Genomic DNA, 24,886 nt, shown 5'->3' with positions numbered 1-24,886 from the left:
CGGCGGCGGTCACTCCGCGGGTGCGGATGCACGTGCCGAAGATGTGCGCGGCAGCATGGCCAGGGCGATCAGCGCCGACAGGCTGAGCCCTGCCGACACCACGACCACCGCCCGTCCCATCGGCTCGATCAAGAGCCCAAACGCCAGCGGAGCCAGCGCCTGGCAGATGCGGGACGGTGCCCCGATCAATCCGAGCCGGTAGGCATAGTTCTCCGATCCGAAGATCGCGAGCGGCAGCGTTCCCCGCGCAATCGTCAGAATGCCGTTGCCGGCGCCGTGCAGCAGCGCGAACGCGGCGGCAGCACCGCCGCCGAAGATGCCGATCACGCAGGCCCCGATCGGATGGGTGATGCAGGCCAGCCGCGTCGAGAGCAGCGGATGGAATCGGCTGAGCAGGCTCGCCTCGAGAATGCGCGCACCTACCTGCGCCGGACCGATCATCATCCCGGCGAATACGGCCTGCGCCGGCGTCGCTCCGAAGGTTTCCACGATCCGCGGCAGATGCGCCGCCATCGCCGACGTCACCGTCCAGGCGGCGGCGAATGCGAAAGAAAGCACCACCATGGTCCGGTCGATCGGAATATGCGGTTTTACGGGCGTGCCCTGCGAAGATACCGCACGTAGCGTGCGCGGCAGCAGCAGATTGAGCGGCAGTCCGATGACGAGATGCGCAATCGCCCAGGCAAAGCAGGTCTCCCGCCAGCCGATCGTGGCGAGGCCAAGCGAGCTCAGCGGCCAGCCAACCGTGCTGGCGAATCCGGCAATCAGCGTAATGCCCGTGATCGAGGCACGCGCATCGCTGCCATAGATGCGTCCGAGCGTGCCGAACGCTGCATCGTAGAGCCCGAGCCCCATGCCGATGCCGAGCAGCAGCCACGCCGCCGACATCGTCCACACCGACCCGGACGCGCCGAGCAGAGCGAGCCCGGCAGCGAGGACAACGTTCGAGGCGCAGAGCACCTGCCGCCCACCGACGCGATCGATCTGCCGGCCGACCCGCGGGCCGAGCAACCCGGAGATGACCAGAGATGCGGAGAACGCCGCAAAGAACCAGTTGCTGGAAATCCCGAGGTCGTGCGCGATCGGATCGGCGAGGATCGCGGGCAGATAGTAGCTCGACCCCCAGGCCAGTGTCTGGGCCGTGCCAAGCGCGGCAATGATGGTCAGTCGGCTGCGGTCCATCAGGAGCAGCCACAACCGGCGCGACCCGCCGCCTTGGCGGCTACGTCATCCGCGCAGCAAGCGTCGGCTTGAACAGGAGCCGGACCGCCGCAGCAGCTGCCCCCAGCGCCAGCGCCTTCGACACCCCCGCGCGTACAGACGCCGGTCTCGGGCAGTTCCAGCTCCACGCGTTCGGCCGCTTCGCGATCTCCCGCGATATCGGCGGCGATCGAGCGCACCTGTTCGTAGCCCGTGATCATCAGAAAGGTCGGCGCGCGGCCGTAACTCTTGATGCCGGCGAGATAGAGGCCGGGATCGTCCTGAACCAGTTCGCGCGCGCCATGCGGCCGCACCGTTCCGCAGGAGTGCTCGTTCGGATCGATCAGGGGCGCCAACGCCATCGGCGCTTCGATTGCCGGATCGAGGCGCAGACGGACCTCGCCGAGGAACGACAGGTCGGGACGAAATCCGGTGGCGACGATCAATTCGTCAACAACGATGCTGCGTCCGCAACAGGCCGCGGATGTCGCGATCCGGAGCCGGCCATCCAAGCTGCCGATCGCGGCGACCGGAAAGCCCGCCTCGACCTGAACACGGCCCGAGGAAACCAGCGAAGCAAAGTGCGCGCCCAATTCGCCCCGGGCGGCCAATTTGTCATTCGCGCCGCCACCAAAGGCCTTTGCAGGGTTAGTGCCGCGAAGCAGCCAGATCGGACGCGTGTCCGGCTCCTGCTCCGCCAGCGTCGTCAGATCGGTCAGCGTGCCGATCGCGGAATGCCCGGCCCCCAGCACGGCAACCGCCCTGCCCGCATATCGGTACCGGTCCGTGCCGAGCACGTCAGGCATTCCGTAGGTGATATTCCCTTGGGCCTCGCGCTCCCCGATCGCGGCAAGCCCGTTTGCACCGGCCGGGTTCGGCGACGCCCAGGTGCCGGAGCTGTCGATCACGGCGTCGGCGCGCAGCGTCTCCGGACCTCTGCCATTCTGATAGCGAATTTCGAACGGCGCCTTTTCGCGGTCCTTCGTCTTGGCCTTGTCAAAGCCGGCGCGCGACACCGCGGTGACACGGCTCGACGTCCGGATCACGTCCTTGAGCGGCGTCCGGGTCGCGAGCGGAATGAGATACTGATCGAGCAGTTCGCCGCCGGTCGGGTACACCTTGGGATCGGGCCGATTCCAGCCGACGTCGGCAAGCAGCCGCGCGGCGGCTTGATCCACATTGTATTCCCAGGGCGAGAACAGCTGAACATGCTGCCATTGCCGAACCGCATGGCCGGCCTCGGCTCCCGCCTCCAGCACCACCGGCGTCATGCCGCGCTCCATCACATGCGCCGCCGCCGCAAGGCCGACCGGACCCGCTCCGATGATCGCGACCGTCTTTGCTGGCATCTGCTCATCCCGTCTTTCTGGAATTATCGAATGACCCGACAAAAAAATCAGGCCGCCGTCTGCGCCGCGTTGCATTGCGATTCCTCGACGCAACACTCCGCCACGAGGAAATCCACCAAGGCTTGCATCGTGGCGTATTCGGCATGGCAGACCAGCGTGGTCCCCTCGCGCAGTTGCGAGATCAGGCCAACGGAGACCAGTGCCTTGACGTGATGCGACAGCGTCGACGCCGGAATCTTCAGCCGCTCCTGCAGGCGCCCCACCGGCATGCCGGCATGTCCAGCGCGGACAAGGGCTCGGTAAATCTTGAGCCGGGTCGGATTGCCCAGCGCTTCCAGGCGTGCAGCTGCGTCGTCGATCTTCATCCGCAAAACATGCGTCCTCGCCCGACCTCCGTCAATCGATATTTCTAGAATATTCGAAATATATGATGCAGCCGCTTGAGGCGAATCCCGCTTGACCTCCATGTGATATTTCCATAAATCTGGATATATGGAAACTGAAGAAGCAGTACTGGCTCTCGCCGCACTTTCGCAACCGACCCGGCTGGAGGCGTTTCGGGCGCTCGTCAAACACGAGCCCGAGGGACTCGCGGCCGGCGACCTCGCCCGCCTGCTGGAGGTGCCGCAAAACACCCTGTCGGCGCATTTGTCGATCCTCACCCGCGCACGCCTGGTCACCTCCGAAAGGCGAAGCCGATCGATCGTCTATCGCGCCAACCTCGACGAGTTTCGCAACGTCGCGGTGTTCCTGCTCCGCGATTGCTGTGACGGACGGCCGGAGATTTGCGCGCCGGTCGTCGAGAGCTTGCAGCCATGTTGCCCACCGCAGCGAAAGGAGCGGACGCGTGGCTGAGCAAGGCGCGATCGATTTCGCCGGCCGGGCAATTCATCCAGAGCCCAGGGCCGGCTGATGGACACGTTCGACCTTCCCCGGCGCCTTGCCGCCGAAGCGCTCGGCACCGGCATTCTCGTTGCGACCGTGGTCGGATCCGGCATCATGGCCGAAACTCTGACCAAGGATGTCGCTCTTGCGCTTCTCTGCAACACGTTGCCGACCGGGGCGATCCTCGTCGTCCTGATCACCGTGCTCGGTCCGATTTCCGGTGCCCATTTCAACCCGGCCGTTACGCTCGTCTTTACCGGCCGGCGCGAGTTGCCGGTGAACGAGGCCGTGCTCTACATCGCAGCGCAGATCGCAGGCGGCGCCGTCGGCACGATGGCGGCGCATCTGATGTTCGCTCATCCCTTGATCGACGTGTCGATGAAGGTCCGGACCGGCGGACCGCAGTGGTTTGCGGAAGCCGTGGCCGCCTTCGGCCTGGTCGCCACCATTCTGGCCGGTATCCGTTTTCAGCGCGCGGCCGTTCCCTGGCTGGTCGGGCTCTACATCACGGCCGCCTACTGGTTCACGGCATCGACGTCGTTCGCCAATCCCGCCGTTGCGATCGCACGCTCCCTCACCAACACGTTCGCCGGTATTCGCCCCATCGACCTTCCCGGGTTCATTCTCGCCGAGCTCTGCGGCGCGATGGCCGGCATGTTACTGATGAACTGGCTGCTCGGACGTCCCAAACTGTCCGGCCCCGTTGCCATTGCGGAGACACGACCATGACCGTCACGATCTATCACAACCCGGATTGCGGCACCTCGCGCAACACGCTCGCGATGATCCGCCAGAGTGGCACCGAGCCCGTCGTCATTGAATATCTCAAGACGCCGCCGGCGCGCGAAACACTCAAGGAGCTGATTGCCGCGATGGGAATCTCCGTGCGCGCCCTGCTGCGCGAAAAGGGAACGCCTCACAAGGAGTTCGGCCTGGACGATCCGAAATGGACGGACGACGAACTGCTCGATGTCATGCTGGCGCATCCCATTCTCATCAACCGGCCGATCGTGGTGACGTCGAAGGGTGTGCGGTTGTGCCGGCCGTCCGAGGCCGTCATCGATCTTCTGGACTCGCCGGTTGGACGGTTCGTGAAGGAAGACGGCGAAGTGGTCGCGGCGCGATGAAGTGACGATGCGGCCAATGGAGCGACCGATGCTTTGGACCGCGACCAACCTCTACATCCAGATCGTTGCCGGATTCATTGGCGCTCATCTCGTCGCCGCGGTGGTGCGCGACCACGCATTCGGGTTCTGGGGCCACAGCGCCGCGGGCCTGATCGCTGGTGCGCTGGGAGGTTACTTTCTGCAAAGCTATGCAGCGACCGTGGTGATGGGCAATGGCGCTCTCAACGAGTTGCGACCTGCCGACAACTTCTTCCTCCAGGCCGCTACGGGCGTCACGCTGGGCGGCATGGGTATGCTGGCCATCGGGATGCTGACGCACCGGCCCAAGAGCGATTGATCGGCTCTCATTCGACGAGCAGCCTCACGTGTGAAGCGGCGTGGCCGACACGGACGGACTTGACGCTGGTGTGCACACTGCCAAGCCAGTTGCTCGAGGTTTGGATCGGCGCGCTGGTCATCGCCTGTCACGCGCAGCAGGAGGCGGTACCCGGTTCGCCGGCACGCACGGCTTGAATGGGCGGACACGGCACCGAGCCGTAGGAACAGAACACGCAACAATCGCCCGACTTGGGCTTTAGCTTTGTGCCGCAGCCGGTGCATTCATAGAAGAACTGACAGGCGTCGGTCGGCATGATCTCCGTTTTCGCAACGGCGCAGTGCGGACAGGTGATCGTTGATTCAAGAAGCATCGGATCAGCCCTTGGGTGCGGACGGATAACCTGCCTTGGTGGTCGCCGTTGTGAGTTGGTTCACATCGGCTTTCGCATCATCATAAACAACCGTTGCGGTCTTGTCCTTGTAGGACACCGCAACCTTGGCAACGCCGGGAACGGCTTCAAGGCTTCCCTTGACGATGGATGGGCAGGCCGCGCAATCCATATTGTTCACGGCCAGGACAATCGTCTTGTCTGCGGCCATCACTGCCGGCGAAGCGATGATGCCGACGGCAAAAGCCGCGACGGCGACAAGCTTGTTCATGGGAAATTCTCCAGTCATGAGTCAAGAAAGAGAGGTGCGATGAAGTCGAGGCCGAGCGCGGCGACGACAAGGATCGTTGCGAGGATGAGGCTGGTTTTGACGATGCGGTTCGGCAGCGGGCGCGCGCAGGCCTCGCCATCGGCGCAGGCGCGCGTTGAGGATCGGCAGACCAGCCAATAGCCGTGCCCGAGGCACACGAGCGTGGCGGCGATGAAGTACGGCTGATAGGCGGCCAGCCGGGTGAAGTTCCCGATCCAGGCCCCGCTGACCCCGAGGCCAAACAGCGCAAGTGGCAGGATGCAGCAAGACGACGCCGCAAGCGCGCCAAGCAGGCCGCCCGCCGCGATTAGCCTTTGTCGCTGCCGATTGCCGGCAATGTGATCCGCCTGATTGCTCATCATGCGCTAAACCATGCATCCTGTAGTGACTACAGGATCAAGGGCTATTTCATGCGCGCCATCACGTCTTCGGGAGTCGGAAACATCTCGATCGGCGAGCTATCCGAGCTCAGCGGCGTGAACATCGAGACCATCCGCTATTATGAGCGGATCAAAATGCTGCCCGCGCGGTTCCGAACGGCGAGCGGTCGACGGGTCTACGGACCGGCCGAAAGACGGACATTGGTCTTCATCCGGCGATCCCGCGACCTCGGGTTCACACTTGAGGAGATTCGCGCCTTGCTGGCTCTGGGAGGGCCAGGACGCGCTCCGTGCGCCGACGTGCACAAGATCGCGAGCGCACATCTGGCGAACGTTCGTAAAAAACTCTCTGACCTCGTCAAGCTTGAATCCATCCTGGCGGAAACGGTTGCGCAATGCTCCGACGGCGCCACCCCCGACTGTCCGGTGCTTGATATTCTGGATGCCGGCCGGCCGACTAGCCAAATATCCGATGTCTGACGCACCGGTTGGACGCTCGTGAAGGAGGACGGTGGTCGAGGTGCGGTAGGCGACCTGGGGTCCCACGGCAGCCCAATTGCGAGGGGTCTTCACGGACTGCATCAGTGCTTCCAGGACAAGCCGAAAGTTCCTCGGAGGGAGCCGGAACGGACACGAACCCACGTTAGTTGAACAGAATGATTTTCGAAGATGGACCGTCATCACCGTGACCCGGAAAACCTTGCAGGCACGCTCCGAGCAAGCGCTCGTCGTCATCATTCTCAGCACCGGCGCGCTGATCGCCTATTTCGGCCTGGCGCTTTCGAGGATGTGAGAGGCTGGCTCCGAGGGTGCCTTGATGCGCCAAAGCCGGTGCCGCCCTGCCACTGAGTTGCCCGACGGCGCAAGCCCCTCGCGCAAAAATCTTTCTGTTTATCGGCACGCCCAACTCAGTGTATGAATCTCCCCGTCTCACCCGATCGAGGGGCGCTGCGCATCGTCACGGGTGTTGCGGTGAGATGCGGTGGACGCCGAGCGTGTGACTGACGAGAGCACGCGAAGCGGACGGGGAAGTCGTGTGGTCCTGACGCCCTAGCGGCCGGTGTCCCCAAGCAAAGCGCGAAAGCGTTTTGCGAAGGCGGTGACAAAAAAGCCCAGTCTCGCCGGGGAGAGCACGAAATAATCCGTAAGCCATCGCGCAGGGAAAGCCGGATTGCTCCGGTTACACCTGTGGTCCTACCCCCGAGCTTTCTACCTTTGCTCGGGGCCCATGGGTGCGATCGGCACCCGGCTTTCCCTGCGCCCTCTTCAAGGAGAGGGCGGAACGAGAAGCAAGGCTCGGACAAATCATGTCGCGAGAATGCGGGCGCATGCCCCACAGACCGTGCCACACATTCACCGTCGTCCCGGCGAAAGCCGGGACCCATAACCACAAAAGAATATTGTTGAGCGTCGCTGGAACGACGAGTCCCGTTCACTACAATTGCTGCGGCGTATGGGTCCCGGCCTTCGCCGGGACGACAGGGAAGTCGCATGCCTGCCGCACAAATCGGGGAGATTGCCGCCTGCCCGCAATTTTCGTACATGGTTTCACGCAATGACCTCGCAACTCTCTCCCACTTCCGTCGACGTGCTGCTGTTCGATATCGGCCGCGTCGTGCTCGATATCAGCCTCGACAAGGCGATGACGCACTGGGCACAGCATGCCGGTTGCGCGCCGGCCGACCTCGCCGGCCGTTTCGTCGTCGACGACAGTTACAAGCATCACGAGATCGGCCGGATCGACGACGCGACGTTCTTTACCAGCCTGCGCCGGTCACTCGGCGTCGAGCTCACCGACGCGCAATTCCTCGAGGGCTGGAATTCGATCTTCACCGGCGAGATGCCAGGCATCGCCCCCTTGCTCGCGGCCGCAGCCAGGCGAATGCCGCTCTACGCCTTCTCCAACACCAACCCGGCCCATGTCGCGCATTTCTCGGTCGCCTATGCCGAGTTGCTCAGCCACTTCCGGACCGTGTTCCTGTCCTCGAACATCGGCCTTCGGAAACCCGACGCCGCGGCCTACGATCATGTGATAGAAGCGATCGGCGTGCCGGCGTCGCGGATCCTGTTCTTCGACGATCTGGCTGCCAATATCGAAGGTGCGCGGGCGCGCGGCCTTCAAGCCATCCACGTGACATCGACGGATGACGTGGCAAGGGCGCTGACCGCACTTGGTATTTGACCATTTGCCTTGAGGAGTTTTGCGCGTGGCCCTGATGCCGGTTGCCGATGCCCTGTCCGCCGTTCTTGCCGGCGCCGAACCGCTGCCGGAGGAGATGGTCGCGCTCGATGCCGCCTACCACCGCACGCTGGCGCACGACCTCGCGGCGCGCCGCACCCAGCCGCCGGAGCCGATGTCGGCCATGGACGGCTACGCGGTGCGCGCCGCCGATGCGGCTCATCTCGAGGCCCGTCTCAAGGTGATCGGCGAAGTCGCCGCCGGCCGGCCGTTCGAGCGGACGCTCAGTGCCGGCGAAGCGGTGCGGATCTTCACCGGCGGCGTCATCCCCCATGGCGCCGACGCCGTCATCATCCAGGAAGACACCCGGCTCGACGGCGACCACATCTCGATCACGGAGGCTGCGAGCCCAGGACGGCACATCCGCCCGGCCGGCGTCGACTTCCGTGAGGGCGACCTGCTGCTGAACCGTGGCAGCCGCCTCTCCGACCGCGCGCTTTCGCTGGCGGCCGCCATGAACTATCCGGAACTCGCGGTGCGCCGCCGCCCGAAGGTCGCGGTGCTCGCCACCGGCGACGAGCTGGTGATGCCGGGCTCAAGGCCCGGCCCTGGCCAGATCGTCTATTCCAACGGCTATGCGCTGCGGGCACTGGCGCGCGCCGAAGGCGCCGAGACCGTCGATCTCGGGGTTGCCGCCGACACGGTGGCAGCGACCACCGCCGGCATCCGCCGGGCGCGCGAGACCGGCGCCGACATCCTGATCACCACCGGCGGCGCCTCGGTCGGCGACCACGATCTGGTCAAGCAGTCGCTGGAGGCCGAGGGCGTCGCGATGGCGTTCTGGCGGATCGCGATGCGGCCCGGCAAGCCGATGATGCACGGCCGGCTCGGGGCCATGCGGGTGATCGGCCTGCCCGGCAATCCGGTATCGTCCTATGTCTGCGCCTTCCTGTTTCTGGTGCCGTTGATTCGGGCTTTGAGCGGCCGGAACACGATCCATCATGTCCGCACGACCGCCCTGCTCGGCCGCGACCTCGCCGCCAACGACCAGCGCGAGGACTATCTGCGCGCGCGTCTCGAGGAGCGCGAGGACGGCGCGCCGATCGCGACTCCGGTGATGCAGCAGGATTCTTCGCTGCTCGGGAATCTCGCTGCGGCACGGGCACTTCTGGTGCGTCCGCCGTTCGCCCCCGCCGCCGCCAAGGGCAGTGAATGCGAGATCCTGATGCTGCCTGAGTGAGGTTTTCGCGGGCTAGCCGATTGCGCGCCGTCCTGATGCGTTCACCGGAAATTAAGTGGTTGCGGAACACATATCGAACATATAGTGTCCGTTCATGATTTGTTTCGAGTGCTGGTGTCTACAATCGGGAAGCCGCCAGGGAGCATTGCGCTCCCGAGATCAGGCCCCGTCTGAAGGCCCCAACTGAAGAGTCTCGGAATCGAACGACGCTACCAACCGGGGGAATACTCGAGATGCTCACGCGCAAACAGTACGAACTTCTGCGTTTCATCAATGAACGTCTGAAAGAGGCCGGCGTGCCGCCCTCCTTCGACGAGATGAAGGATGCGCTCGACCTGCGCTCGAAGTCCGGTATCCACCGCCTGATCACTGCGCTGGAGGAGCGCGGCTTCATCCGCCGCCTGCCCAACCGCGCCCGCGCCATCGAGGTCATCAAGCTGCCCGAGCTGTCGGCCGGCGGCGGCAACGGCCGCCGTGGCTTCACGCCAAGCGTCATCGAGGGCACCCTCGGCAAGCGCAGCAGCACGCCGCCGATCGCCGAGGACGACGGCAACCGTCCGGTCGCCGTCCCGGTGATGGGCCGGATCGCGGCCGGTACGCCGATCGAGGCGCTGCAGACCCGCAGCCACACCATCAGCGTGCCGCCCGACATGCTCGGCTCCGGCGAGCATTATGCGCTTGAGGTACGCGGCGACTCGATGGTCGACGCCGGCATCCTCGACGGCGATATGGCGCTGATCCAGCGCAACGACGTCGCCAACACCGGCGACATCGTGGTGGCGCTGATCGACGAGGAGGAAGCCACCCTGAAGCGCTTCCGCCGCCGCGGTGCATCGATCGCGCTCGAGCCGGCCAACACTGCCTATGAAGTGCGCATCCTGCCGCCGAACCGGGTCCGCATCCAGGGCAAGCTGATCGGGCTGTATCGCAAATACTGACGGCGGCGGAGCATGATCCGGAAAAGTGCGAAGCGGTTTTCCGAAAAGACCATGCTCGAACAGACATATGGAGCGGGATGACGATTTGAAGAAAAAGTCGTCCCGATCCAGGAACGAGCAACAGATCGGATCGTTCCTTGGAAGATAGCGCAGCGTGCGGACCAGCTTGGATGCGCCCCGATACCTCTCGCGCAGTGTAGCGCGTTTGTGATTGAGGCGTTCGACGGCCAGTCGTACAATCGCCCAGAAACGAGCAGACACTCGTTTGCTATCGTCCACTCTGGTAGAGGCCTGCGCCTCAGGGAGAGGCACGGGTCGCTACCTCGAAAAGAGGAGCCATCCGATGTGTGACTATAGTCTGCACGCCGTGGCATCGCGCCCCGCCATTGTCGGAGAGACGCTGATCACCACGACTTTCCGCGGCACGTCGACCCGCGGCTTTGCTTCGGAGAACGATCCCACTGTCGCGGTCTGCATGCTGCCGGGCACCGAGCTCGCTTTCGCCGAGAACGTTCGCTACGACAGCCGCTGGATCTGGACCAAGACGATGAATTTCCGCGTCGGCGTGTTCAACGAAGTCGAGCCCGACGTGCCCGATCGCCATCATGATGCGGTCGAATTCCCCGACGGCAGCCATGTTCTGGTAACCCAGCTCGTCGAGGGACAGCGCGTCAGCGTGCTGCAGTTGCCGGCACTGCATCCGCAGGTCGAGCACAAGCCGAAGGTTGTGGAGCGGCGCCCCTCCGCATTCGCGTCGCTGTTTTTGGGTTGAGCGCATCGTCGCCGCGGAATGAGCCATTCGGCGGCGGATGACCTTAAGCGATTTCGAGCGACCCCGGATTTCCGCTTCCGGGGCGCATGAGGAGATTTGCATCGGCGAGCGCCTTGGCGCATCATCGCGTACGGAAGACGTGCACTCACGGAAACCTGCGCAGTGGTCGACAAGGTCACATGGCAAAAGGCTGGACGCGTCACCGAGCCGGGCCGCTACTTGTTCCGGTTCGGCTGGCTGACAGTGACGGCCGATGATCTCAAGGTCTGGGAGCAGTTTCCCGAGGCCGTCTTCACCCTCGTCAAGAAGCCCGACGCCGGCCCCGATTCCGACGAGTACCATCTCGGCCTGTTCGAGCTGCCGACCGGCACCTCGCCCGGCAACGGCTAATCATCCCCCTGCAGGTCGGTCTCGGCCGGTGTCGCATCGACTGCGGGCCGCGGCGCGGCGGCGGGTGTACGGAGGACCGTCTCGCTCTCGCCGTCACCGGGAACCGCCGGCGACCACGGCCGGTCGATCCCGCCGGGCTTCACCGCATCGATGGCGTAGCCGTCCCTGTTTCGCCGTAGCACCAGCGCACCGTGGCGCCGCAGCCGCTCGGCATCGATCACCGAGGCCGCGCAGCCCTGCGGCGCCGGCCGCGCGGTGACGATCAGCGCCGCCCGCTCGCAATCGTCGGCCAGCGCCTCCGGCCGCATCGCCAGTGCGACGAAGGCACCGCCCGGACCCTGGGTCGCGCAGCCGCCCGGATCGCAGGAGACGCCCTCGCCGAGCGACGCATCGGCGGCGGTCCGCGCATCGGCATCCGCCGCCAGCCATTCCTTGACCAGGAAGGCATCCTTCGCGCTATGCATCAGATGCAGCCGCCCGTCGCCGCCGCGTACCGCGACGTTCCGGCCGTCGGCGGAAATCAGGACGTCAGGCAGCGGCACCCTCACCGCCCAGACTGTGGCCACTACCAGCAGCACCGCGCCGGACCAGCGCAGCGGCGTGCGCAGCAGTCCGAGCAGGATGATGCCCGCGCTTGCGACGATCAGCGGCCCGATGCCGAACGCCGCCATCCGCCCCACCGCGCCAGGCAGCGCGGCGACCCATTGCGTCACCAAAATCATCCAGTCGATGCCAAAGCCCATGATCGCCCAGAACACGCCATCAAAGCCGAACGGCATGGCGAGGAGGCCGAGCAGGCCCGCCGGCATCACGATCGCCGACACCACCGGCATCGCCGCGAGGTTGGCGAGCAGCCCGTAAGGCGTCACGCGATGGAAATGGAACGCGGCGTAGGGGGTCGTCGCCAGCCCCGCCACCAGCGAGGCCAGCATCAGCATCGTGAGCTCGCGCCCTCCCCACAGCGCGACCCGCGCGGTCGCCGAATGGTCGGGCGAGGCCAACAGGTTCGGCAGCCCGATCTGCACCAGCGCCACCAGCCCGAGCGTTGCGGCAAACGACATCTGGAAGCTCGGATGCACCAGCGCCTCCGGCGCGATCACGAGCACGATCAGCGCCGCCACCGCCAGGGTGCGAAAGGTGATCGCGCGGCGGTCGACCATCACCGCGATCAGCACCACCGCCGTCATGAGGAACGATCGCTGCGTCGCGACCTCGGCTCCCGACAGCAGAAGATAGAACGCCGCGGCGACGAGCGCGGCCGCGGCCGCCCATTTCTTGATCGGATGTGCCGCCGTGAGCATTGGGAACAGCGCGAGCAGCGCGCGCACCGCGAAGAACACCACGCCCGCGACCACGGCCATGTGGTAGCCGGAGATCGACAGCACGTGGCCGAGCCCCGAGATGAACATCGCATCATTGACCGGCGTCGAGATCGCGTCGCGCCGGCCGGTCAGCAGCGCGGTCGCGATCGCGCGCTGGTCGCCGTCGAGCGTGGTGCGGATGCGCGCATCGATGGCGTCGCGCAGGCCTTGCATGAAGGCGGCATAGCGCAGCGCCAAGCCGCCGGCCGCCGACGGTTCCCTGGTCTTGACTGCGCCCATCACGAAGCCGGAGGCGCCGATGCCCTGGAAATATAGGTCGCGGCCGAAATCATAGGAGCCCGGACGCTGCGGCCCGAGCGGCGGCATCAGCCGTGCCTTCAATTCGACGAAGCTGCCGACATCGGGCGCGGTGCCCTTCTTCACCGAAAGCCTGACGCGCTCGAGCTTCGTCATGTCGCGCGGGCTCTCCATCGAGACCACGCGCAGCACGAAGCGATCGGTCTTCTCGCGGATATCGCGCGTCTCGACGAAGCCGGTCAGCGCCACCGAGAACATCGGCCGCGCCAGCACGCCATGGGCGATCCGCGCCGTCTTCCACGTCGCTGTCGCAAAGCCCGCCGCGACCGCAGCCAGCATCACGATGGCGGGAAACACGCTCCGCCGCCGCAGCAGCAGCGCCAGCAGGCAGAGCGCAATTGCGACGGCGGCCGCGACCGACAGCACCGGCTCGTGCTCGGCCGCGAAATAGAGCGCGATGCCGGTGCCGAACGCCACCGGCACCCACGGCAACAGCCGGCCGGCGCCCGCCTCCGCGCGCGCCCATTGCCGCAATGTCTCGACGAAGGGCCGCCAGATGCTGGCGCGCATCGGGACATAGCCGCCGGCCGGCGCAGCCGCACGCGGCGGCCACGTCCCCGCGTAGCCGCGTCTGCCGCCCGGCGTCGTGCCCTGCTCCGCCATTCCGCTTGCGATCCCTGCCGGGACGAGAAGCTACCGGATGCTGTGACCTCACCGCTGGCGATATTATACTTGACGTACCCAAGCCGTAAATATAGTATTGCGGCATAAGGAGAAAGCGTCATGAAGTCCGTTCTCTCAGCCAAGCATTTCCACGACGAGGAAGCCGCCTACAAATTCGTTGAGGCGCGGCTTTGGCCGAACGGTCCCGTCTGCCCGCATTGCGGCGGCGTAGAGCGCATCTCCAAGATGGGCGGCAAGAGCACCCGCATTGGCACCTACAAGTGCTACCAGTGCCGCAAACCTTTCACCGTGAAGGTCGGCACCATCTTCGAAGCCAGCCACGTCCCCATGCGTCACTGGCTGCAGGCGATCTTCCTGATGACTTCGAGCAAGAAGGGCATCAGCAGCAACCAGCTCCACCGCACCCTTGGCTGCACCCTCAAGACTGCTTGGTTCATCTCGCATCGCATCCGCGAAGCCATGCGCGTCAATGGCCTGATGATGCCGCCCATGGGCAGCGGTGGCGGCGTTGTGGAGGCGGACGAAACCTTTATCGGCTTCGTTGGCGGCGCAAAGACCAGCGTTGCGTGGTCGAACAAGAATATCGTTTTCACTCTGGTTGAGCGTGGCGGCTCTGCGCGCAGCTTCCACGTTGACGGTGTGCGTGCCGCCGACCTCATGCCCATCATCCGCCAGAACCTCAGCCGCGAAGCCCAGCTTCAAACCGATGAAATGAACACATATTCCTATATCGCGAAAAAGGAGGGCATTGACCACGAAGCCGTCAAGCACTCAAAGGACGAATATGTGCGCCGCGAAGGTGACCGGCTTATCACCACCAACACCGTGGAAGGCTACTATTCGATCTTCAAGCGCGGCATGAAGGGCGTCTATCAGCATTGCAAAGAGAAGCATCTGCACCGATATTTGAGCGAATTTGATTTCCGCTACAGCAACCGCATCGCGACCGGATATGACGATCTGGCGCGCGCGGAGAAGGCGTTGAAGGGCGTTCGCGGAAAGCGCCTCACCTATCGAACGACTAATCAGTGAGACCGCACCATATGGCCCCAAAAGCAGGCGCGCCAAAAAAGAAAAAGGCAAAGCCTAAGCTGACTGACAAAGAGCAATCCGAGCGGTTCAAGCAGGCCGCTCGGGAGCTTGGCGTTGACGAAACGGGCGAAGAGTTCGAGAAGGCATTTAAGAAGATTGTGAGGCCGAAGAACTAGCGCCAACGGATGCGCTTGCCTTTTTCCTCCAGCCCTCCGCTTGCTAAACGATTCATGAATATTTCAACGTCACGAACTACTCGCAACGCGGTTAGGTCATCGTATGAACCGCGAGTATGAGACACGTAATTTCTGAATTCGTCCTTGAATCCCTGGAACGAGCGCAAAGACCCACGATAGAATTCTAGAAATCGATCTTTCAATGGGCCTTTGGTGATAGCGCTGGCGTCGCACTCAAATGCCTTCTCCGCTTCAGTGATCAATTCATTCCATTGCTGCCAAGCCACGGGACCTTTTCTAAAGGTTACTCGACGCTCAATAACAAGGGCACGCAAGCCTATCTCAACGCATCTCATCGCATGGAAAACAGCCGCAGTATTCCGTCCCAGAGCGTAGCAGGTGTTTGCTTCGATCATGTCCTCGTTCGCAGATTTGAAGGCCTCTTTTGCTTCCTGACCGAGTCCTAAGCCGTAGAATGGCTTTTTGGTCTGGGAAACTCGATGGAACCACTGCTCAATGAGTTCTCGTTCCAGAACCGCAATAAGCCCGTCCACACGGTCAACTAACTTGGCCGGATCATCGGCATACTTTGCGTCACGCATTTGAAGGTGGAAGGCGTCGAATTGGCGCGCAACCACATCCATGTCGATCTCTCGACACAGTTGAGCCAGCCTACTAGCCGCTATAGTCAGGGCTCCGTACCAGACGTCTAGGTTTTTTCCATCTCGAACGCTCATTGATAATTGCCTCAATGAACGGTTTTCGCTGATGGCGTTTCCAGCCCAGCGATCAAATGTTCGGCTAATTGCCATAAATCACCCCGACCGGGGGCAATACGATCCCCGGTGCTACTCACGGTAGCACCGCCAATCTGGGTACGCAAAGTATAATATCACCTCACCGCTAGCGGAACGGATGCAGAATACGGACCGGCAAGGCCGGATGCCTGGCTTCCGCGCCGGGCCACAGCTGCCGCCTGCGTCAAACCGATCGAGCCGAAAGTCTCATTAGGTACCGATCTCATTGGGATTAGACTGCCATGATGCCTCCACTCCCGGACAGACAGGGATGAGGCAGTGACGGCTCGCGGCACCTGAACGCCGCTGGAGCTCTTCTCAGGTGGCCCACAACTCCCCTGAGACCAGGCGTTGCGGACGAACTCGCAAATTTCGCCTGTAACGCCGTGCACCACGCGCACTCCGCGAGCGGATCAATCGCTGAAAAAACGCGAGGAGTAGCGTTTGCATTTAATAGGAGCAGCACATGGCAATTCAAGTACCGAGCGATTTTCGTCGCGTGATTGTCGCTGCGTCAGTGGGAAACATCATTGAATGGTACGACTTTTATATCTTTGGCAGCCTGGCCGCAGTTCTGTCGGTCAAGTTCTTTGAGCAATCCCACCCCGTCGCAGCCCTGCTGAGCACGATCGCGCTGTTCACTGCGGGATTCCTGATCCGTCCGCTGGGGGCCTTCCTGTTCGGATGGATGGGCGATCGGGTCGGCCGCAAATATACATTCCTGATTACGCTGACCGGAATGGGCCTGGGAACGGGAGCGATCGGACTGATCCCAACTTATGAGTCGATCGGCCTGACGGCCGCATTCCTTCTGTTCGGCTTGCGGATGATCCAGGGTCTATGCCTGGGCGGCGAATATGGCGGCGCCATCACCTATGTCGCCGAGCATGTTCCGGACGACAGCCGCGGCTACTACACGGGCTGGCTACAAACCTCGCCGACGCTCGGGATCGTGGTGTCGCTGGCCGTGATCGTTCTGACCCGGACCTGGGCCGGCAATCAGGCCTTTGACGAATGGGCGTGGCGCGTTCCGTTCCTGGTCTCGTTCCTGCTGGTGGCCATCGCCATCTACATCCGCCTCCAGCTCCAGGAGACGCCGATTTTCCAGGAGATCAAGGCACGCGGACAGATGACCAGGAATCCCTGGCGGGAAGCGTTCCTCGGCCCCAACATCAAGTACATCTTGATCGCCATCATCGTCCTGATCGGACAGGGCGTGGTCTGGTACAGCGGTCAATTCTGGGCACTGTACTTCCTGCAGCAGGTCTCCAAGGTCGATTCGATTACCTCGGCCTACATCGTCGGAACCGCGCTCCTGATCGCAACGCCGAGCCTGATCTTCTTTGGTTGGCTGTCGGATCACATCGGCCGCAAATCCGTGATCCTCGGAGGAATGCTGCTTGCCGCGATCACCTACTATCCGCTGTATCTTTGGCTCGGCATGGTCACGCAGCCGGGACACATCAACTATCCGGTCGCCGTCTTCATCATCTTCATCCTCGTCTGCTACGTCGGGATGGTGTACGGACCGGTCGGCGCGTTCCTGGCGGAGTTCTTCCCGGCCAGGATCAGGTACACCTCGGTCTCGGTGCCGTATCATATCGGCAATGGTTGGGGCGGCGGATTGGTGCCGTTCATCACATCAGCTGCCTTCGCAGCGACCGGCAGCATCGGCTACGCGCTGATCTACCCGATTGTGGTTCCCGCGGTGTGCTTCGTGATCGCCCTCTTCATCATGCCGGAGACACGCAAGACCAGAATTTGGGAACAGATCGAGGCGAGAGTCGCGTCGTGACGGAGCGACCTTGCTGAGGGGCGACTAGAGCATTTCCCGTTCCGATGGAATCGGAACGGGGCTCTAGAATCTTGTTTTGACGCGTTTTCATTACGCGAAACGGTATCCACTTCGCTCGAAAACGCTCTGCCCTGCAGCAAGAGCCATGGCCGCCTTCCAGCAAGTGCGGGACGATGGTTCTGAGTCGTCCCGTACTCGCCGTCTCCGGCGTGATTTTGCGGCAGAGCCTGCATCCGCGTTACGTCAACGCGGCCTGGAGGGGATCGTGCTCCACGCAATTCCAACCTCTCCGGCCGCCAGCGGTTTGCGGTCAGACCAACGTTTCAGTCGGCTTTCTCTCAGCCAACTCGGTGATGCCAGCGATCGTGCCACCAGGTGGCGAAATCACGATCCATCGTCAGCTCCCAGCAAGCGAGCACGATCACCACGATGCCGGCGAGCACGCTGCTCGTCGTGACCGATCCCTGTTCGTAGCTGAACGTCCAGGGTGCCAACACCAGAGCCAAGCCCATCAGCATCTCGCCCCATTCCTCCAGATAGGACGGAATGATGAATGCCTCCACGGCAAACAGCACGACGCCCAATCCGAGCACGATGGAAATCCAGAGAGCTGCCCCGGAGAAGCCCAGTGCAAACGGTGAGGCGACTAGCCAGACGCCCACCAACAGGCTGGCAGCATCCTGCCAGTGTTGAATGCGCATAATCCTCACCTCCTTCTTCCGAAGACATGGTGCGGCGGGGACAAAAAAGCATCTATCCGACCTGCGATGTGTTGCCGCTGCTGATCCGCGAGCCGACGACCATGCTGCCGTCCGTTCGCCCGGAAGCCGCTCGCCACAGCCTACGACCTTGGTCCCGCCTCGCGATGCAGCACGATCCAGGTAGCCTGCAAGTTGGGTGCAAGATCGCTGGATGAGCGGCAGCCGCGAGGCGCACGACGCCCGGCACCGCTCTGCGTACGTACTCTCCCTCACTACGAGGGCCCGCCGGCCCTCGACTTTGTGTCACGTTCCAGCGTGAAGCCTAGATCAATGGCGTCTGCGACGAGACGTGGTGGCAGGCGATCTTCCAGTCGCCGTCCTCGCGCGCGATCACCCAGGTGATCTTGACGGCGAGCGAAGGCGCATCGCCGTTGAGGAAGAAGGACGCGATAGCAGCCATGTTGACGAGACCGTCATTCACCTTTTCGGTTCTGACATCGCTGAACTGCACGCGCGGTGCGTCCCAGCGCGGCAGGCCGTTGAAATAGGCCTTCACGCCGTCGCGGCCGCGATAGAGTGTCGGGTTCGAGCCGAAGAAGAACGCGTGCTGCGAATAGAGCGCAGCAAGCGTCTCCGCATTGAGCTTGCTGAAACCCGCGGACCATCTTGCGATGATGGCGGAGGCGATATCGTCGGCTTCGTCAGGCATCGATCGCCTCCGTCTGTGATCCGCGCCGGACTGCGCTAACCCTTGCCACCGACTTCCTTGGCAAAGGTGTCGCGCAGGCCGATGGTGCGGTTGAACACCAGTCTGTCCGGCGTCGAATCTGCATCGCGCACGAAATAGCCCTGCCGCTCGAACTGCATCACGTCGGGTGAATTGCTCTCGGCAATCGCCGGCTCAACCCGCGCATCGGTCAGCACTTCCAGCGACTGCGGGTTGAGGTCGGCGGCGAAATTCGCCGCGTTCGGGCTCGGGTTGGCGAACAGCTGATTATAGATGCGGATCTCCGCCGGCTTCGACTGCGCCGCTGGAAGCCAGTGCATCGTCGCCTTCACCTTGCGGCCGTCGGGCGCGTTGCCGCCCCTGGTCGCGGGATCGTAGGTCGCGCGGAGCTCGACGATCTCGCCGGCGTCGTTCTTCACCACGCCGGTGCACTTGATGAAATAGGCATAGCGCAGCCGCACCTCGTTGCCGGGCGAGAGGCGGAAGAACTTCTTCGGCGGGTTCTCCATGAAGTCGTCGCGCTCGATATAGAGCTCGCGGCCGAAGGCGATCTTGCGGGTGCCGGCCTCCGGATTGTCCGGATGGTTGATCGCCTCGATCTCCTCGACCTGGCCTTCCGGATAGTTCTCGATCACGACCTTGAGCGGCCGCAGCACCGCCATGCGGCGCAGCGCGGTGCGGTTCAGCTCTTCGCGGATGCAGAACTCGAGCATGCCGACATCGACCACGCTGTTGGCCTTGGCGACGCCGATGCGCTTGATGAATTCGCGCACCGCAGCCGGCGGCACGCCGCGCCGCTTCAGGCCGGCAATAGTCGGCATGCGCGGATCGTCCCAACCCGAGACGTGGCCGTCGCGGACCAGCTGGGTCAGCACGCGCTTGGACAGCAGCGTGTAGGTCAAATTGAGCCGCGCCATTTCATACTGCCGCGGCTTCGACGGCACCGGCAGCTTGTCCAGCAGCCACTCATAAAGCGGCCGGTGATCCTCGAACTCCAGCGTGCAGATCGAATGGGTGATGCCCTCGATCGCGTCCGACTGGCCATGCGCGTAGTCATAGCTCGGATAGATCGACCATTTGTCGCCGGTGCGCGGATGGTGGGCGTGCAGGATGCGGTACAGCACGGGATCGCGCAGGTTGATGTTGCCGGCAGCCATGTCGATTTTTGCGCGGAGCACGCGGGCGCCGTTCGAGAACTCGCCAGCCTTCATGCGGCGGAACAGGTCGAGGTTCTCCTCGACCGAACGGTCGCGGAACGGCGAATCCTTGCCGGGCTCGGTCAGCGTGCCGCGGGACAGCCGGATCTCCTCCTGCGACTGATCGTCGACATAGGCGTGGCCGGCCTTGATCAGGCCCTCGGCCCAATCGTACAGGCGCTCGAAATAATCAGACGCAAAGAAGAGGTTGGTCCCCCAATCGTAGCCGAGCCAATGGACGTCGGCCTGGATGGAGTCGATGTACTCCTGCTCCTCCTTGGTCGGATTGGTGTCGTCGAAGCGCAAATTGCACTGGCCGCCGAACTCCTGGGCGATGCCGAAATTCAGGGCGATCGACTTGGCGTGGCCGATATGCAGGTAGCCGTTCGGCTCCGGCGGGAAACGGGTCACGATCCGGTTGTGCTTGTTGGAGGAGAGATCGGCCTGGACGATGTCGCGGATGAAGTCGCGCCCTGCCTCTGCCGTCGCCGTATCAGTCGTCATCAAAGGGTTCCCTGGAGGAGTCAGCTCAACCTTCTGCCAAATTCGCGCGGTCGGGCCAAGCCTAGTTTGGAGCCTGGTTTGGCGGGCAAAACGTCAACCAAAGCTTTAGTTATGTCCGGTTCCTGCTATACACCACCGCCGTTCCCGCATACGTCTCGCTTGATCATGACCAATTCCGTCGTTACCCGCTTCGCCCCCTCACCGACCGGCTTCCTCCATATCGGAGGCGCCCGCACCGCGCTGTTCAACTGGCTCTACGCCAGGAAGCTCGGCGGCAAGATGCTGCTCCGGATCGAGGACACCGACCGCGAACGCTCCACCAAGGAGGCGATCGACGCCATCCTGGACGGCCTGAAGTGGCTGGAGCTCGATTGGGACGGCGACGTCATCTACCAGTTCAGCCGCGCTGCCCGCCATCGCGAGGTCGCCGAAAGCCTGCTCGCCGCCGGGCGCGCCTATTACTGCTATGCCTCGCCGGAAGAGCTCACCGCGATGCGCGAGAAGGCCCGCGCCGAGGGCCGCACCCGCCTCTATGACGGCATGTGGCGCGACCGCGATCCGGCGACGGCCCCGGCAGGCATCAAGCCGACCATCCGCCTCAAGGCGCCGCAGACCGGCGAGACCGTGATCGAGGATCAGGTCCAGGGCCGTGTGGTCTGGCAGAATGAGAACCTCGACGACCTCGTGCTGCTGCGCGGCGACGGCACCCCGACCTACATGCTCGCGGTCGTGGTCGACGACCACGACATGGGCGTCACCCACATCATCCGCGGCGACGACCACCTCATCAACGCCGCCCGTCAGAAGCAGATCTACGACGCGCTGGAGTGGGAGCTGCCGAGCATGTCCCACATCCCGCTGATCCACGGCCCCGACGGCTCGAAACTGTCGAAGCGCCATGGCGCGCTCGGCGTCGATGCCTATCGCGCGCTGGGCTATCTGCCGGCCGCCTTGCGCAACTACCTCGTGCGGCTCGGCTGGAGCCATGGCGATCAGGAGATCTTCTCGACCCAGGAGATGATCGACGCGTTCGATCTCTCGGGCATCGGCCGCTCGGCGGCGCGGTTCGATTTCGCCAAGCTGGAAAACCTCAACGGCCACTATATCCGCCAGAGCGACGATCAATCCCTCGTGACCCAGTTCGAGAGCGTGCTGGATTATGTTCCTGACGGCGCCGCGCTGAAGGCCAAGCTCAACGCCACCACCCGCGCGCAATTGCTGCGGGCGATGCCGAGCCTGAAGGAGCGCGCCAAGACGCTGATCGAGCTGATCTCCGGCGCCTACTTCATCTTCGCTGATCGTCCGCTCGAGCTCGATCCGAAGGCGGCGGCGCTGCTGACGCCGGAAACGCGCGCGCTGATCGGCCGGCTGCGCACCGCGCTGGAAGTCGTGAACGACTGGACGGCGGAAACCACCGAGACCGCCATGCGGAATTTCGCCGAGCAGAACAACCTGAAACTCGGCGCCGTCGCCCAGCCGCTGCGGGTGGCGCTGACGGGACGGACGACATCGCCTGGTATATTCGACGTGCTGGCCGTGTTGGGACGCCAGGAGTGCCTTGCCCGTCTCGCCGATCAGGCGACGTGATCCTGCATGGACCCCCTCCAGGGTCCATCTTGCAGCGCACATTGCAATGAGCTACCCATCCCCGGACGCTTTCTTCACAAGCCGTTCCGCCCCGCCACGGGCCGCAAATTAGCGACTGGGCAAGGTCGGTTTTCGCAACGAATTCATCGGGGATATCGCGATGGACGCAAAATCCAGCAAGACAGCCACACTCACCATCGGCAACAAGAATTACGATTTCCCGATCCTGAGCGGCACGGTTGGGCCTGATGTCATCGACATCGGCAAGCTCTACGGCCAGGCCGGGGTGTTCACCTACGACCCCGGCTTCACCTCGACCGGCAGCTGCCAGTCGAAGATCACCTACATCGACGGCGACGCCGGTATCCTCGAATACCGCGGCTATCCGATCGAGCAGCTCGCCGAACACGGCGACTTCCTCGAAACCTGCTATTTGCTGCTCTACGGGGAGCTTCCGACCCCGGCGCAGAAGAAGGATTTCGACCATCGCGTGATCCATCACACGATGGTGCATGAGCAGATGGCCCGCTTTTTCCAGGGCTTCCGCCGCGACGCCCATCCGATGGCGATCATGGTTGCTGCCGTCGGCGCACTCGCCGCGTTCTACCACGACTCCACCGACATCAACGATCCGCGGCAGCGCATGATCGCCTCGATGCGGATGATCGCGAAGGTGCCGACGCTGGCGGCGATGGCCTACAAGTACACCATCGGCCAGCCCTTCATGTATCCGAAGAACTCGCTGTCCTTCGCCGAGAACTTCCTGCAGATGTGCTTCGGCGTGCCTTGCGAGGAATACAAGATCAACCCGGTGCTCGCCGACGCGCTCGACAAGATCTTCATCCTGCATGCCGATCACGAGCAGAACGCCTCGACCTCGACGGTGCGTATCGCCGGCTCTTCCGGCGCCAACCCGTTTGCCTGCATCGCGGCCGGCATCGCCTGCCTGTGGGGCCCGGCCCATGGCGGCGCCAACGAAGCGGCGCTCGCCATGCTGTCCTCGATCGGATCGGTCGACAAGATTCCCGAGTTCATCGCCAAGGTGAAGGACAAGAACAGCGAAGTCCGCCTGATGGGCTTCGGTCACCGCGTCTACAAGAACTATGATCCGCGCGCCAAGATCATGCAGAAGATGTGTCACGCTGTGCTGGCCGAGACCGGCCATGGCGACGACCCGATGCTGAAGGTCGCGCTCGAGCTCGAGAAGATCGCGCTCAGCGATCCCTATTTCATCGACCGCAAGCTCTACCCGAACGTCGACTTCTATTCGGGCATCACGCTGAAGGCGATGGGCTTCCCGACCTCGATGTTCACCGTGCTGTTCGCGGTCGCCCGCACCGTCGGCTGGATCAGCCAGTGGAGCGAGATGATCGAGGATCCGCAGCAGAAGATCGGCCGTCCGCGCCAGCTCTACACCGGCGTGGCGCGCCGCGACTATGTGACGATCGACAAGCGCAAGTAAGCTTCATTCTCAAGAGAATACGGAACGGCGCCATCATTCCCGATGGCGCCGTTTTCGTTTGCCCCGCGCAACTTCGGTCGCCAGCGCATCGAGGCGCGGCAGCCAGAAGGCCCTGAACCGGTCGAGCCAGTCATCGACCTCGCGCAGCCGCGCCGGCTCCACGGCATAGATGCGGCGCGTGCCATCGGCCCGCACCGTCGCGAAACCGGCGTCGCGCAGTATCCGCAGCTGCTGCGAGACCGCCGATTGGGTGATGCCGAATTCGCGTTGCACGACGGCAACGACGTCGCCCGAACTGTGCTCGCCGGTCGCAAGCAGCTCCAGGATTCGCCGGCGAACGGGATCGCCGAGGATGTCGAAGGCGTGCACGGCCGCTAGCCTCCGCCGCCCGACTCGGGCTCGCCGCAATAGAACGCCGTCGTGTTGGCCGCCGCCCTGCGCGCAGCGGTTTCTGCCGTGCCCGCCTTGATCGAGGCCATGCACCAGTCCGCGCTGCTGCGGCGAATGAAATCCTTGCCGTCGTCAGAACCGGGCCAGGCCGCCGCGCCGGCGCGATCGAATTCCCCGCTGGGGCCTGCGGCCACATAGAGGGCGAGCCCGATCAAAGCGAGGTCCCAGCCAACGCCGACCGCACCCGGTCCGTAACGATCCCAGAAGTCACCCTCGATGACCGAGAGATGCTCCAGTTCGAGCCGCGTGCCGCCGGCGCCATCGTCGGACAAGCTCACCGTGACCCAGCTGACGGCGCCCATCGCCTCCCAGGTCACGGCGAGCCGGCGCGGCGGCTCGCATGTCGTGATCTCGCCGCCCGCTTGCCCCTGGAACTGATAGCGGCCACCGAGCCTCAGATCACCGGAGATCGGCAGGAACCAGCGCGGAATGCGCTCAGGATTGGTCAGCGCGTCCCAGAGATCCGCAATGTCGGTGTCGTAGCTGCGGGTCGCGATGACAGCCCGCGCCGGTTTGCCGTCGCGTTCCCGGACGGCGACTTCGCGAACGACGGCTCCGACATAGGCGACCGGATCGATCTTCATGGGCGGCTCCCTGGTTGCATAATATTAGCTTTAGCTAATATTAGTCCACCCTAATTTTACAATGCAAGCGGAACCGCCGTGGCGGGATGCCGCCG

General features: G+C 63.6%; 28 protein-coding genes. 15 read left to right on the top strand and 13 right to left on the bottom strand.

The window, feature by feature from the left end; translation table 11 throughout:
- Positions 1-9: 9 nt before the first annotated feature.
- The 3 genes from K359_RS0119365 to K359_RS0119355 are packed head-to-tail and all read right to left on the bottom strand — an operon-like array spanning position 10 to position 2,914.
- Complete coding sequence (locus tag K359_RS0119365; protein ID WP_029080837.1) at positions 10-1,182, bottom strand: MFS transporter; 1,173 nt, start codon at positions 1,180-1,182, stop codon at positions 10-12.
- Positions 1,182-2,549, bottom strand: a complete 1,368-nt coding sequence (locus K359_RS0119360) for an NAD(P)-binding domain-containing protein (protein ID WP_029080836.1) — start codon at positions 2,547-2,549, stop codon at positions 1,182-1,184. The genes K359_RS0119365 and K359_RS0119360 overlap by 1 nt, the downstream gene beginning before the upstream one ends.
- A 47-nt stretch (positions 2,550-2,596) precedes the next feature.
- A complete protein-coding gene (locus K359_RS0119355; protein ID WP_029080835.1) occupies positions 2,597-2,914 on the bottom strand; it encodes a helix-turn-helix transcriptional regulator in 318 nt (105 codons plus the stop codon).
- 127 nt (positions 2,915-3,041) lie between these two features.
- Here K359_RS0119355 and K359_RS0119350 point away from each other — a divergent pair, with 127 nt between their 5' ends.
- Genes K359_RS0119350 through K359_RS0119335 form a run of 4 tightly spaced genes read left to right on the top strand, consistent with a single transcriptional unit; the run spans position 3,042 to position 4,898 of the window.
- Positions 3,042-3,404: a helix-turn-helix transcriptional regulator gene (locus K359_RS0119350; RefSeq protein ID WP_029080834.1), complete on the top strand. Its 363-nt coding sequence runs from the start codon at positions 3,042-3,044 to the stop codon at positions 3,402-3,404.
- A 57-nt stretch (positions 3,405-3,461) separates the two neighbouring features.
- The gene (locus tag K359_RS0119345; protein WP_029080833.1) at positions 3,462-4,163 is read left to right on the top strand and encodes an MIP/aquaporin family protein; all 702 of its coding nucleotides are present in this window, start codon (positions 3,462-3,464) and stop codon (positions 4,161-4,163) included.
- Positions 4,160-4,561 carry an arsenate reductase (glutaredoxin) gene (arsC, locus tag K359_RS0119340; protein ID WP_029080832.1) on the top strand — a complete coding sequence of 134 codons (402 nt, stop codon included), beginning with the start codon at positions 4,160-4,162 and terminating at the stop codon, positions 4,559-4,561. The genes K359_RS0119345 and arsC overlap by 4 nt, the downstream gene beginning before the upstream one ends.
- Before the next feature lie 28 nt (positions 4,562-4,589).
- Positions 4,590-4,898, top strand: a complete 309-nt coding sequence (locus tag K359_RS0119335; RefSeq protein ID WP_029080831.1) for a hypothetical protein — start codon at positions 4,590-4,592, stop codon at positions 4,896-4,898.
- A 127-nt stretch (positions 4,899-5,025) separates the two neighbouring features.
- On the opposite strand, the gene K359_RS64455 is transcribed toward K359_RS0119335, so the two are convergent.
- The 3 genes from K359_RS64455 to K359_RS0119320 are packed head-to-tail and all read right to left on the bottom strand — an operon-like array spanning position 5,026 to position 5,940.
- Positions 5,026-5,250 carry a GDCCVxC domain-containing (seleno)protein gene (locus K359_RS64455; RefSeq protein WP_029080830.1) on the bottom strand — a complete coding sequence of 75 codons (225 nt, stop codon included), beginning with the start codon at positions 5,248-5,250 and terminating at the stop codon, positions 5,026-5,028.
- A 4-nt stretch (positions 5,251-5,254) separates the two neighbouring features.
- Positions 5,255-5,539, bottom strand: coding sequence for a cation transporter (locus K359_RS0119325; protein ID WP_029080829.1), 285 nt, complete (start codon positions 5,537-5,539; stop codon positions 5,255-5,257).
- A 14-nt stretch (positions 5,540-5,553) separates the two neighbouring features.
- The gene (locus K359_RS0119320) at positions 5,554-5,940 is read right to left on the bottom strand and encodes a mercuric transporter MerT family protein (protein WP_029080828.1); all 387 of its coding nucleotides are present in this window, start codon (positions 5,938-5,940) and stop codon (positions 5,554-5,556) included.
- A 48-nt stretch (positions 5,941-5,988) separates the two neighbouring features.
- On the opposite strand from K359_RS0119320, the gene K359_RS0119315 reads away from it, so the two are divergent.
- From K359_RS0119315 to K359_RS0119280, 6 genes are all read left to right on the top strand, one after another.
- Positions 5,989-6,438 carry a helix-turn-helix domain-containing protein gene (locus tag K359_RS0119315; protein WP_029080827.1) on the top strand — a complete coding sequence of 150 codons (450 nt, stop codon included), beginning with the start codon at positions 5,989-5,991 and terminating at the stop codon, positions 6,436-6,438.
- A 1,075-nt stretch (positions 6,439-7,513) separates the two neighbouring features.
- On the top strand, positions 7,514-8,140 hold the full coding sequence (locus K359_RS0119300; protein WP_029080826.1) for an HAD family phosphatase: 627 nt from the start codon (positions 7,514-7,516) through the stop codon (positions 8,138-8,140).
- Positions 8,141-8,165: 25 nt separating this feature from the next.
- Positions 8,166-9,377 (top strand): gephyrin-like molybdotransferase Glp, encoded by a 1,212-nt coding sequence (glp, locus tag K359_RS0119295; protein ID WP_029080825.1) that lies wholly within the window; start codon positions 8,166-8,168, stop codon positions 9,375-9,377.
- Positions 9,378-9,610: 233 nt separating this feature from the next.
- On the top strand, positions 9,611-10,315 hold the full coding sequence (lexA, locus tag K359_RS0119290) for a transcriptional repressor LexA (protein ID WP_029080824.1): 705 nt from the start codon (positions 9,611-9,613) through the stop codon (positions 10,313-10,315).
- A 343-nt stretch (positions 10,316-10,658) separates the two neighbouring features.
- Positions 10,659-11,087: a hypothetical protein gene (locus K359_RS0119285; RefSeq protein WP_029080823.1), complete on the top strand. Its 429-nt coding sequence runs from the start codon at positions 10,659-10,661 to the stop codon at positions 11,085-11,087.
- A 162-nt stretch (positions 11,088-11,249) separates the two neighbouring features.
- A complete protein-coding gene (locus K359_RS0119280) occupies positions 11,250-11,477 on the top strand; it encodes a hypothetical protein (RefSeq protein ID WP_029080822.1) in 228 nt (75 codons plus the stop codon).
- On the opposite strand, the gene K359_RS0119275 is transcribed toward K359_RS0119280, so the two are convergent.
- The gene (locus tag K359_RS0119275) at positions 11,474-13,759 is read right to left on the bottom strand and encodes a ComEC/Rec2 family competence protein (RefSeq protein ID WP_029080821.1); all 2,286 of its coding nucleotides are present in this window, start codon (positions 13,757-13,759) and stop codon (positions 11,474-11,476) included. The two genes, K359_RS0119280 and K359_RS0119275, sit on opposite strands and share 4 nt — an antisense overlap.
- 120 nt (positions 13,760-13,879) lie before the next feature.
- On the opposite strand from K359_RS0119275, the gene K359_RS0119270 reads away from it, so the two are divergent.
- Positions 13,880-14,812, top strand: coding sequence for an IS1595 family transposase (locus K359_RS0119270; RefSeq protein WP_029080820.1), 933 nt, complete (start codon positions 13,880-13,882; stop codon positions 14,810-14,812).
- 11 nt (positions 14,813-14,823) lie between these two features.
- Entirely contained in the window at positions 14,824-14,988 is a 165-nt protein-coding gene (locus K359_RS61320) for a hypothetical protein (RefSeq protein WP_156928567.1), read from the top strand.
- On the opposite strand, the gene K359_RS0119260 is transcribed toward K359_RS61320, so the two are convergent.
- Positions 14,985-15,632 (bottom strand): HEPN domain-containing protein, encoded by a 648-nt coding sequence (locus K359_RS0119260; protein WP_198031157.1) that lies wholly within the window; start codon positions 15,630-15,632, stop codon positions 14,985-14,987. The two genes, K359_RS61320 and K359_RS0119260, sit on opposite strands and share 4 nt — an antisense overlap.
- 619 nt (positions 15,633-16,251) lie before the next feature.
- Between K359_RS0119260 and K359_RS0119255 the strand changes: the two genes are divergently transcribed.
- A complete protein-coding gene (locus K359_RS0119255) occupies positions 16,252-17,580 on the top strand; it encodes an MFS transporter (protein WP_029080818.1) in 1,329 nt (442 codons plus the stop codon).
- A 338-nt stretch (positions 17,581-17,918) separates the two neighbouring features.
- On the opposite strand, the gene K359_RS0119250 is transcribed toward K359_RS0119255, so the two are convergent.
- The 3 genes from K359_RS0119250 to K359_RS0119240 form a co-directional block, all read right to left on the bottom strand.
- Positions 17,919-18,281 (bottom strand): SPW repeat protein, encoded by a 363-nt coding sequence (locus K359_RS0119250; RefSeq protein ID WP_029080817.1) that lies wholly within the window; start codon positions 18,279-18,281, stop codon positions 17,919-17,921.
- Positions 18,282-18,603: 322 nt separating this feature from the next.
- On the bottom strand, positions 18,604-18,990 hold the full coding sequence (locus K359_RS0119245; protein ID WP_029080816.1) for a nuclear transport factor 2 family protein: 387 nt from the start codon (positions 18,988-18,990) through the stop codon (positions 18,604-18,606).
- Positions 18,991-19,025: 35 nt separating this feature from the next.
- Entirely contained in the window at positions 19,026-20,708 is a 1,683-nt protein-coding gene (locus K359_RS0119240; protein ID WP_035976787.1) for a glutamine--tRNA ligase/YqeY domain fusion protein, read from the bottom strand.
- A 165-nt stretch (positions 20,709-20,873) separates the two neighbouring features.
- Between K359_RS0119240 and gltX the strand changes: the two genes are divergently transcribed.
- Positions 20,874-22,295, top strand: coding sequence for a glutamate--tRNA ligase (gltX, locus tag K359_RS0119235; protein WP_029080814.1), 1,422 nt, complete (start codon positions 20,874-20,876; stop codon positions 22,293-22,295).
- Between the two features lie 160 nt (positions 22,296-22,455).
- Complete coding sequence (gene gltA / locus K359_RS0119230; protein WP_029080813.1) at positions 22,456-23,757, top strand: citrate synthase; 1,302 nt, start codon at positions 22,456-22,458, stop codon at positions 23,755-23,757.
- 33 nt (positions 23,758-23,790) lie between these two features.
- Here gltA and K359_RS0119225 read toward each other — a convergent pair whose 3' ends face one another.
- Together K359_RS0119225 and K359_RS0119220 are read right to left on the bottom strand one after the other, a co-directional pair.
- On the bottom strand, positions 23,791-24,126 hold the full coding sequence (locus K359_RS0119225; RefSeq protein WP_029080812.1) for a helix-turn-helix transcriptional regulator: 336 nt from the start codon (positions 24,124-24,126) through the stop codon (positions 23,791-23,793).
- Positions 24,127-24,131: 5 nt separating this feature from the next.
- A complete protein-coding gene (locus tag K359_RS0119220; protein ID WP_029080811.1) occupies positions 24,132-24,791 on the bottom strand; it encodes an SRPBCC family protein in 660 nt (219 codons plus the stop codon).
- Positions 24,792-24,886: the final 95 nt, after the last annotated feature.

Source organism: Bradyrhizobium sp. th-b2 (genome assembly GCF_000426785.1).
GTDB lineage: Bacteria > Pseudomonadota > Alphaproteobacteria > Rhizobiales > Xanthobacteraceae > Bradyrhizobium > Bradyrhizobium septentrionale.
The sequence above is the reverse complement of the archived record's forward strand: the minus strand, read 5'-3'. Positions and strand labels throughout refer to the sequence as shown.

Bases quoted from the DNA above. Each gene is read 5' to 3' on its own strand.
- K359_RS0119365 (WP_029080837.1), bottom strand. From the start codon at position 1,182: ATGGACCGCAGCCGACTGACCATCATTGCCGCGCTTGGCACGGCCCAG.
- K359_RS0119360 (WP_029080836.1), bottom strand. From the start codon at position 2,549: ATGCCAGCAAAGACGGTCGCGATCATCGGAGCGGGTCCGGTCGGCCTT.
- K359_RS0119355 (WP_029080835.1), bottom strand. From the start codon at position 2,914: ATGAAGATCGACGACGCAGCTGCACGCCTGGAAGCGCTGGGCAATCCG.
- K359_RS0119350 (WP_029080834.1), top strand. From the start codon at position 3,042: ATGGAAACTGAAGAAGCAGTACTGGCTCTCGCCGCACTTTCGCAACCG.
- K359_RS0119345 (WP_029080833.1), top strand. From the start codon at position 3,462: ATGGACACGTTCGACCTTCCCCGGCGCCTTGCCGCCGAAGCGCTCGGC.
- arsC (WP_029080832.1), top strand. From the start codon at position 4,160: ATGACCGTCACGATCTATCACAACCCGGATTGCGGCACCTCGCGCAAC.
- K359_RS0119335 (WP_029080831.1), top strand. From the start codon at position 4,590: ATGCTTTGGACCGCGACCAACCTCTACATCCAGATCGTTGCCGGATTC.
- K359_RS64455 (WP_029080830.1), bottom strand. From the start codon at position 5,250: ATGCTTCTTGAATCAACGATCACCTGTCCGCACTGCGCCGTTGCGAAA.
- K359_RS0119325 (WP_029080829.1), bottom strand. From the start codon at position 5,539: ATGAACAAGCTTGTCGCCGTCGCGGCTTTTGCCGTCGGCATCATCGCT.
- K359_RS0119320 (WP_029080828.1), bottom strand. From the start codon at position 5,940: ATGATGAGCAATCAGGCGGATCACATTGCCGGCAATCGGCAGCGACAA.
- K359_RS0119315 (WP_029080827.1), top strand. From the start codon at position 5,989: ATGCGCGCCATCACGTCTTCGGGAGTCGGAAACATCTCGATCGGCGAG.
- K359_RS0119300 (WP_029080826.1), top strand. From the start codon at position 7,514: ATGACCTCGCAACTCTCTCCCACTTCCGTCGACGTGCTGCTGTTCGAT.
- lexA (WP_029080824.1), top strand. From the start codon at position 9,611: ATGCTCACGCGCAAACAGTACGAACTTCTGCGTTTCATCAATGAACGT.
- K359_RS0119285 (WP_029080823.1), top strand. From the start codon at position 10,659: ATGTGTGACTATAGTCTGCACGCCGTGGCATCGCGCCCCGCCATTGTC.
- K359_RS0119275 (WP_029080821.1), bottom strand. From the start codon at position 13,759: ATGGCGGAGCAGGGCACGACGCCGGGCGGCAGACGCGGCTACGCGGGG.
- K359_RS0119270 (WP_029080820.1), top strand. From the start codon at position 13,880: ATGAAGTCCGTTCTCTCAGCCAAGCATTTCCACGACGAGGAAGCCGCC.
- K359_RS61320 (WP_156928567.1), top strand. From the start codon at position 14,824: ATGGCCCCAAAAGCAGGCGCGCCAAAAAAGAAAAAGGCAAAGCCTAAG.
- K359_RS0119260 (WP_198031157.1), bottom strand. From the start codon at position 15,632: ATGGATGTGGTTGCGCGCCAATTCGACGCCTTCCACCTTCAAATGCGT.
- K359_RS0119255 (WP_029080818.1), top strand. From the start codon at position 16,252: ATGGCAATTCAAGTACCGAGCGATTTTCGTCGCGTGATTGTCGCTGCG.
- K359_RS0119250 (WP_029080817.1), bottom strand. From the start codon at position 18,281: ATGCGCATTCAACACTGGCAGGATGCTGCCAGCCTGTTGGTGGGCGTC.
- K359_RS0119245 (WP_029080816.1), bottom strand. From the start codon at position 18,990: ATGCCTGACGAAGCCGACGATATCGCCTCCGCCATCATCGCAAGATGG.
- K359_RS0119240 (WP_035976787.1), bottom strand. From the start codon at position 20,708: ATGACGACTGATACGGCGACGGCAGAGGCAGGGCGCGACTTCATCCGC.
- gltX (WP_029080814.1), top strand. From the start codon at position 20,874: ATGACCAATTCCGTCGTTACCCGCTTCGCCCCCTCACCGACCGGCTTC.
- gltA (WP_029080813.1), top strand. From the start codon at position 22,456: ATGGACGCAAAATCCAGCAAGACAGCCACACTCACCATCGGCAACAAG.
- K359_RS0119220 (WP_029080811.1), bottom strand. From the start codon at position 24,791: ATGAAGATCGATCCGGTCGCCTATGTCGGAGCCGTCGTTCGCGAAGTC.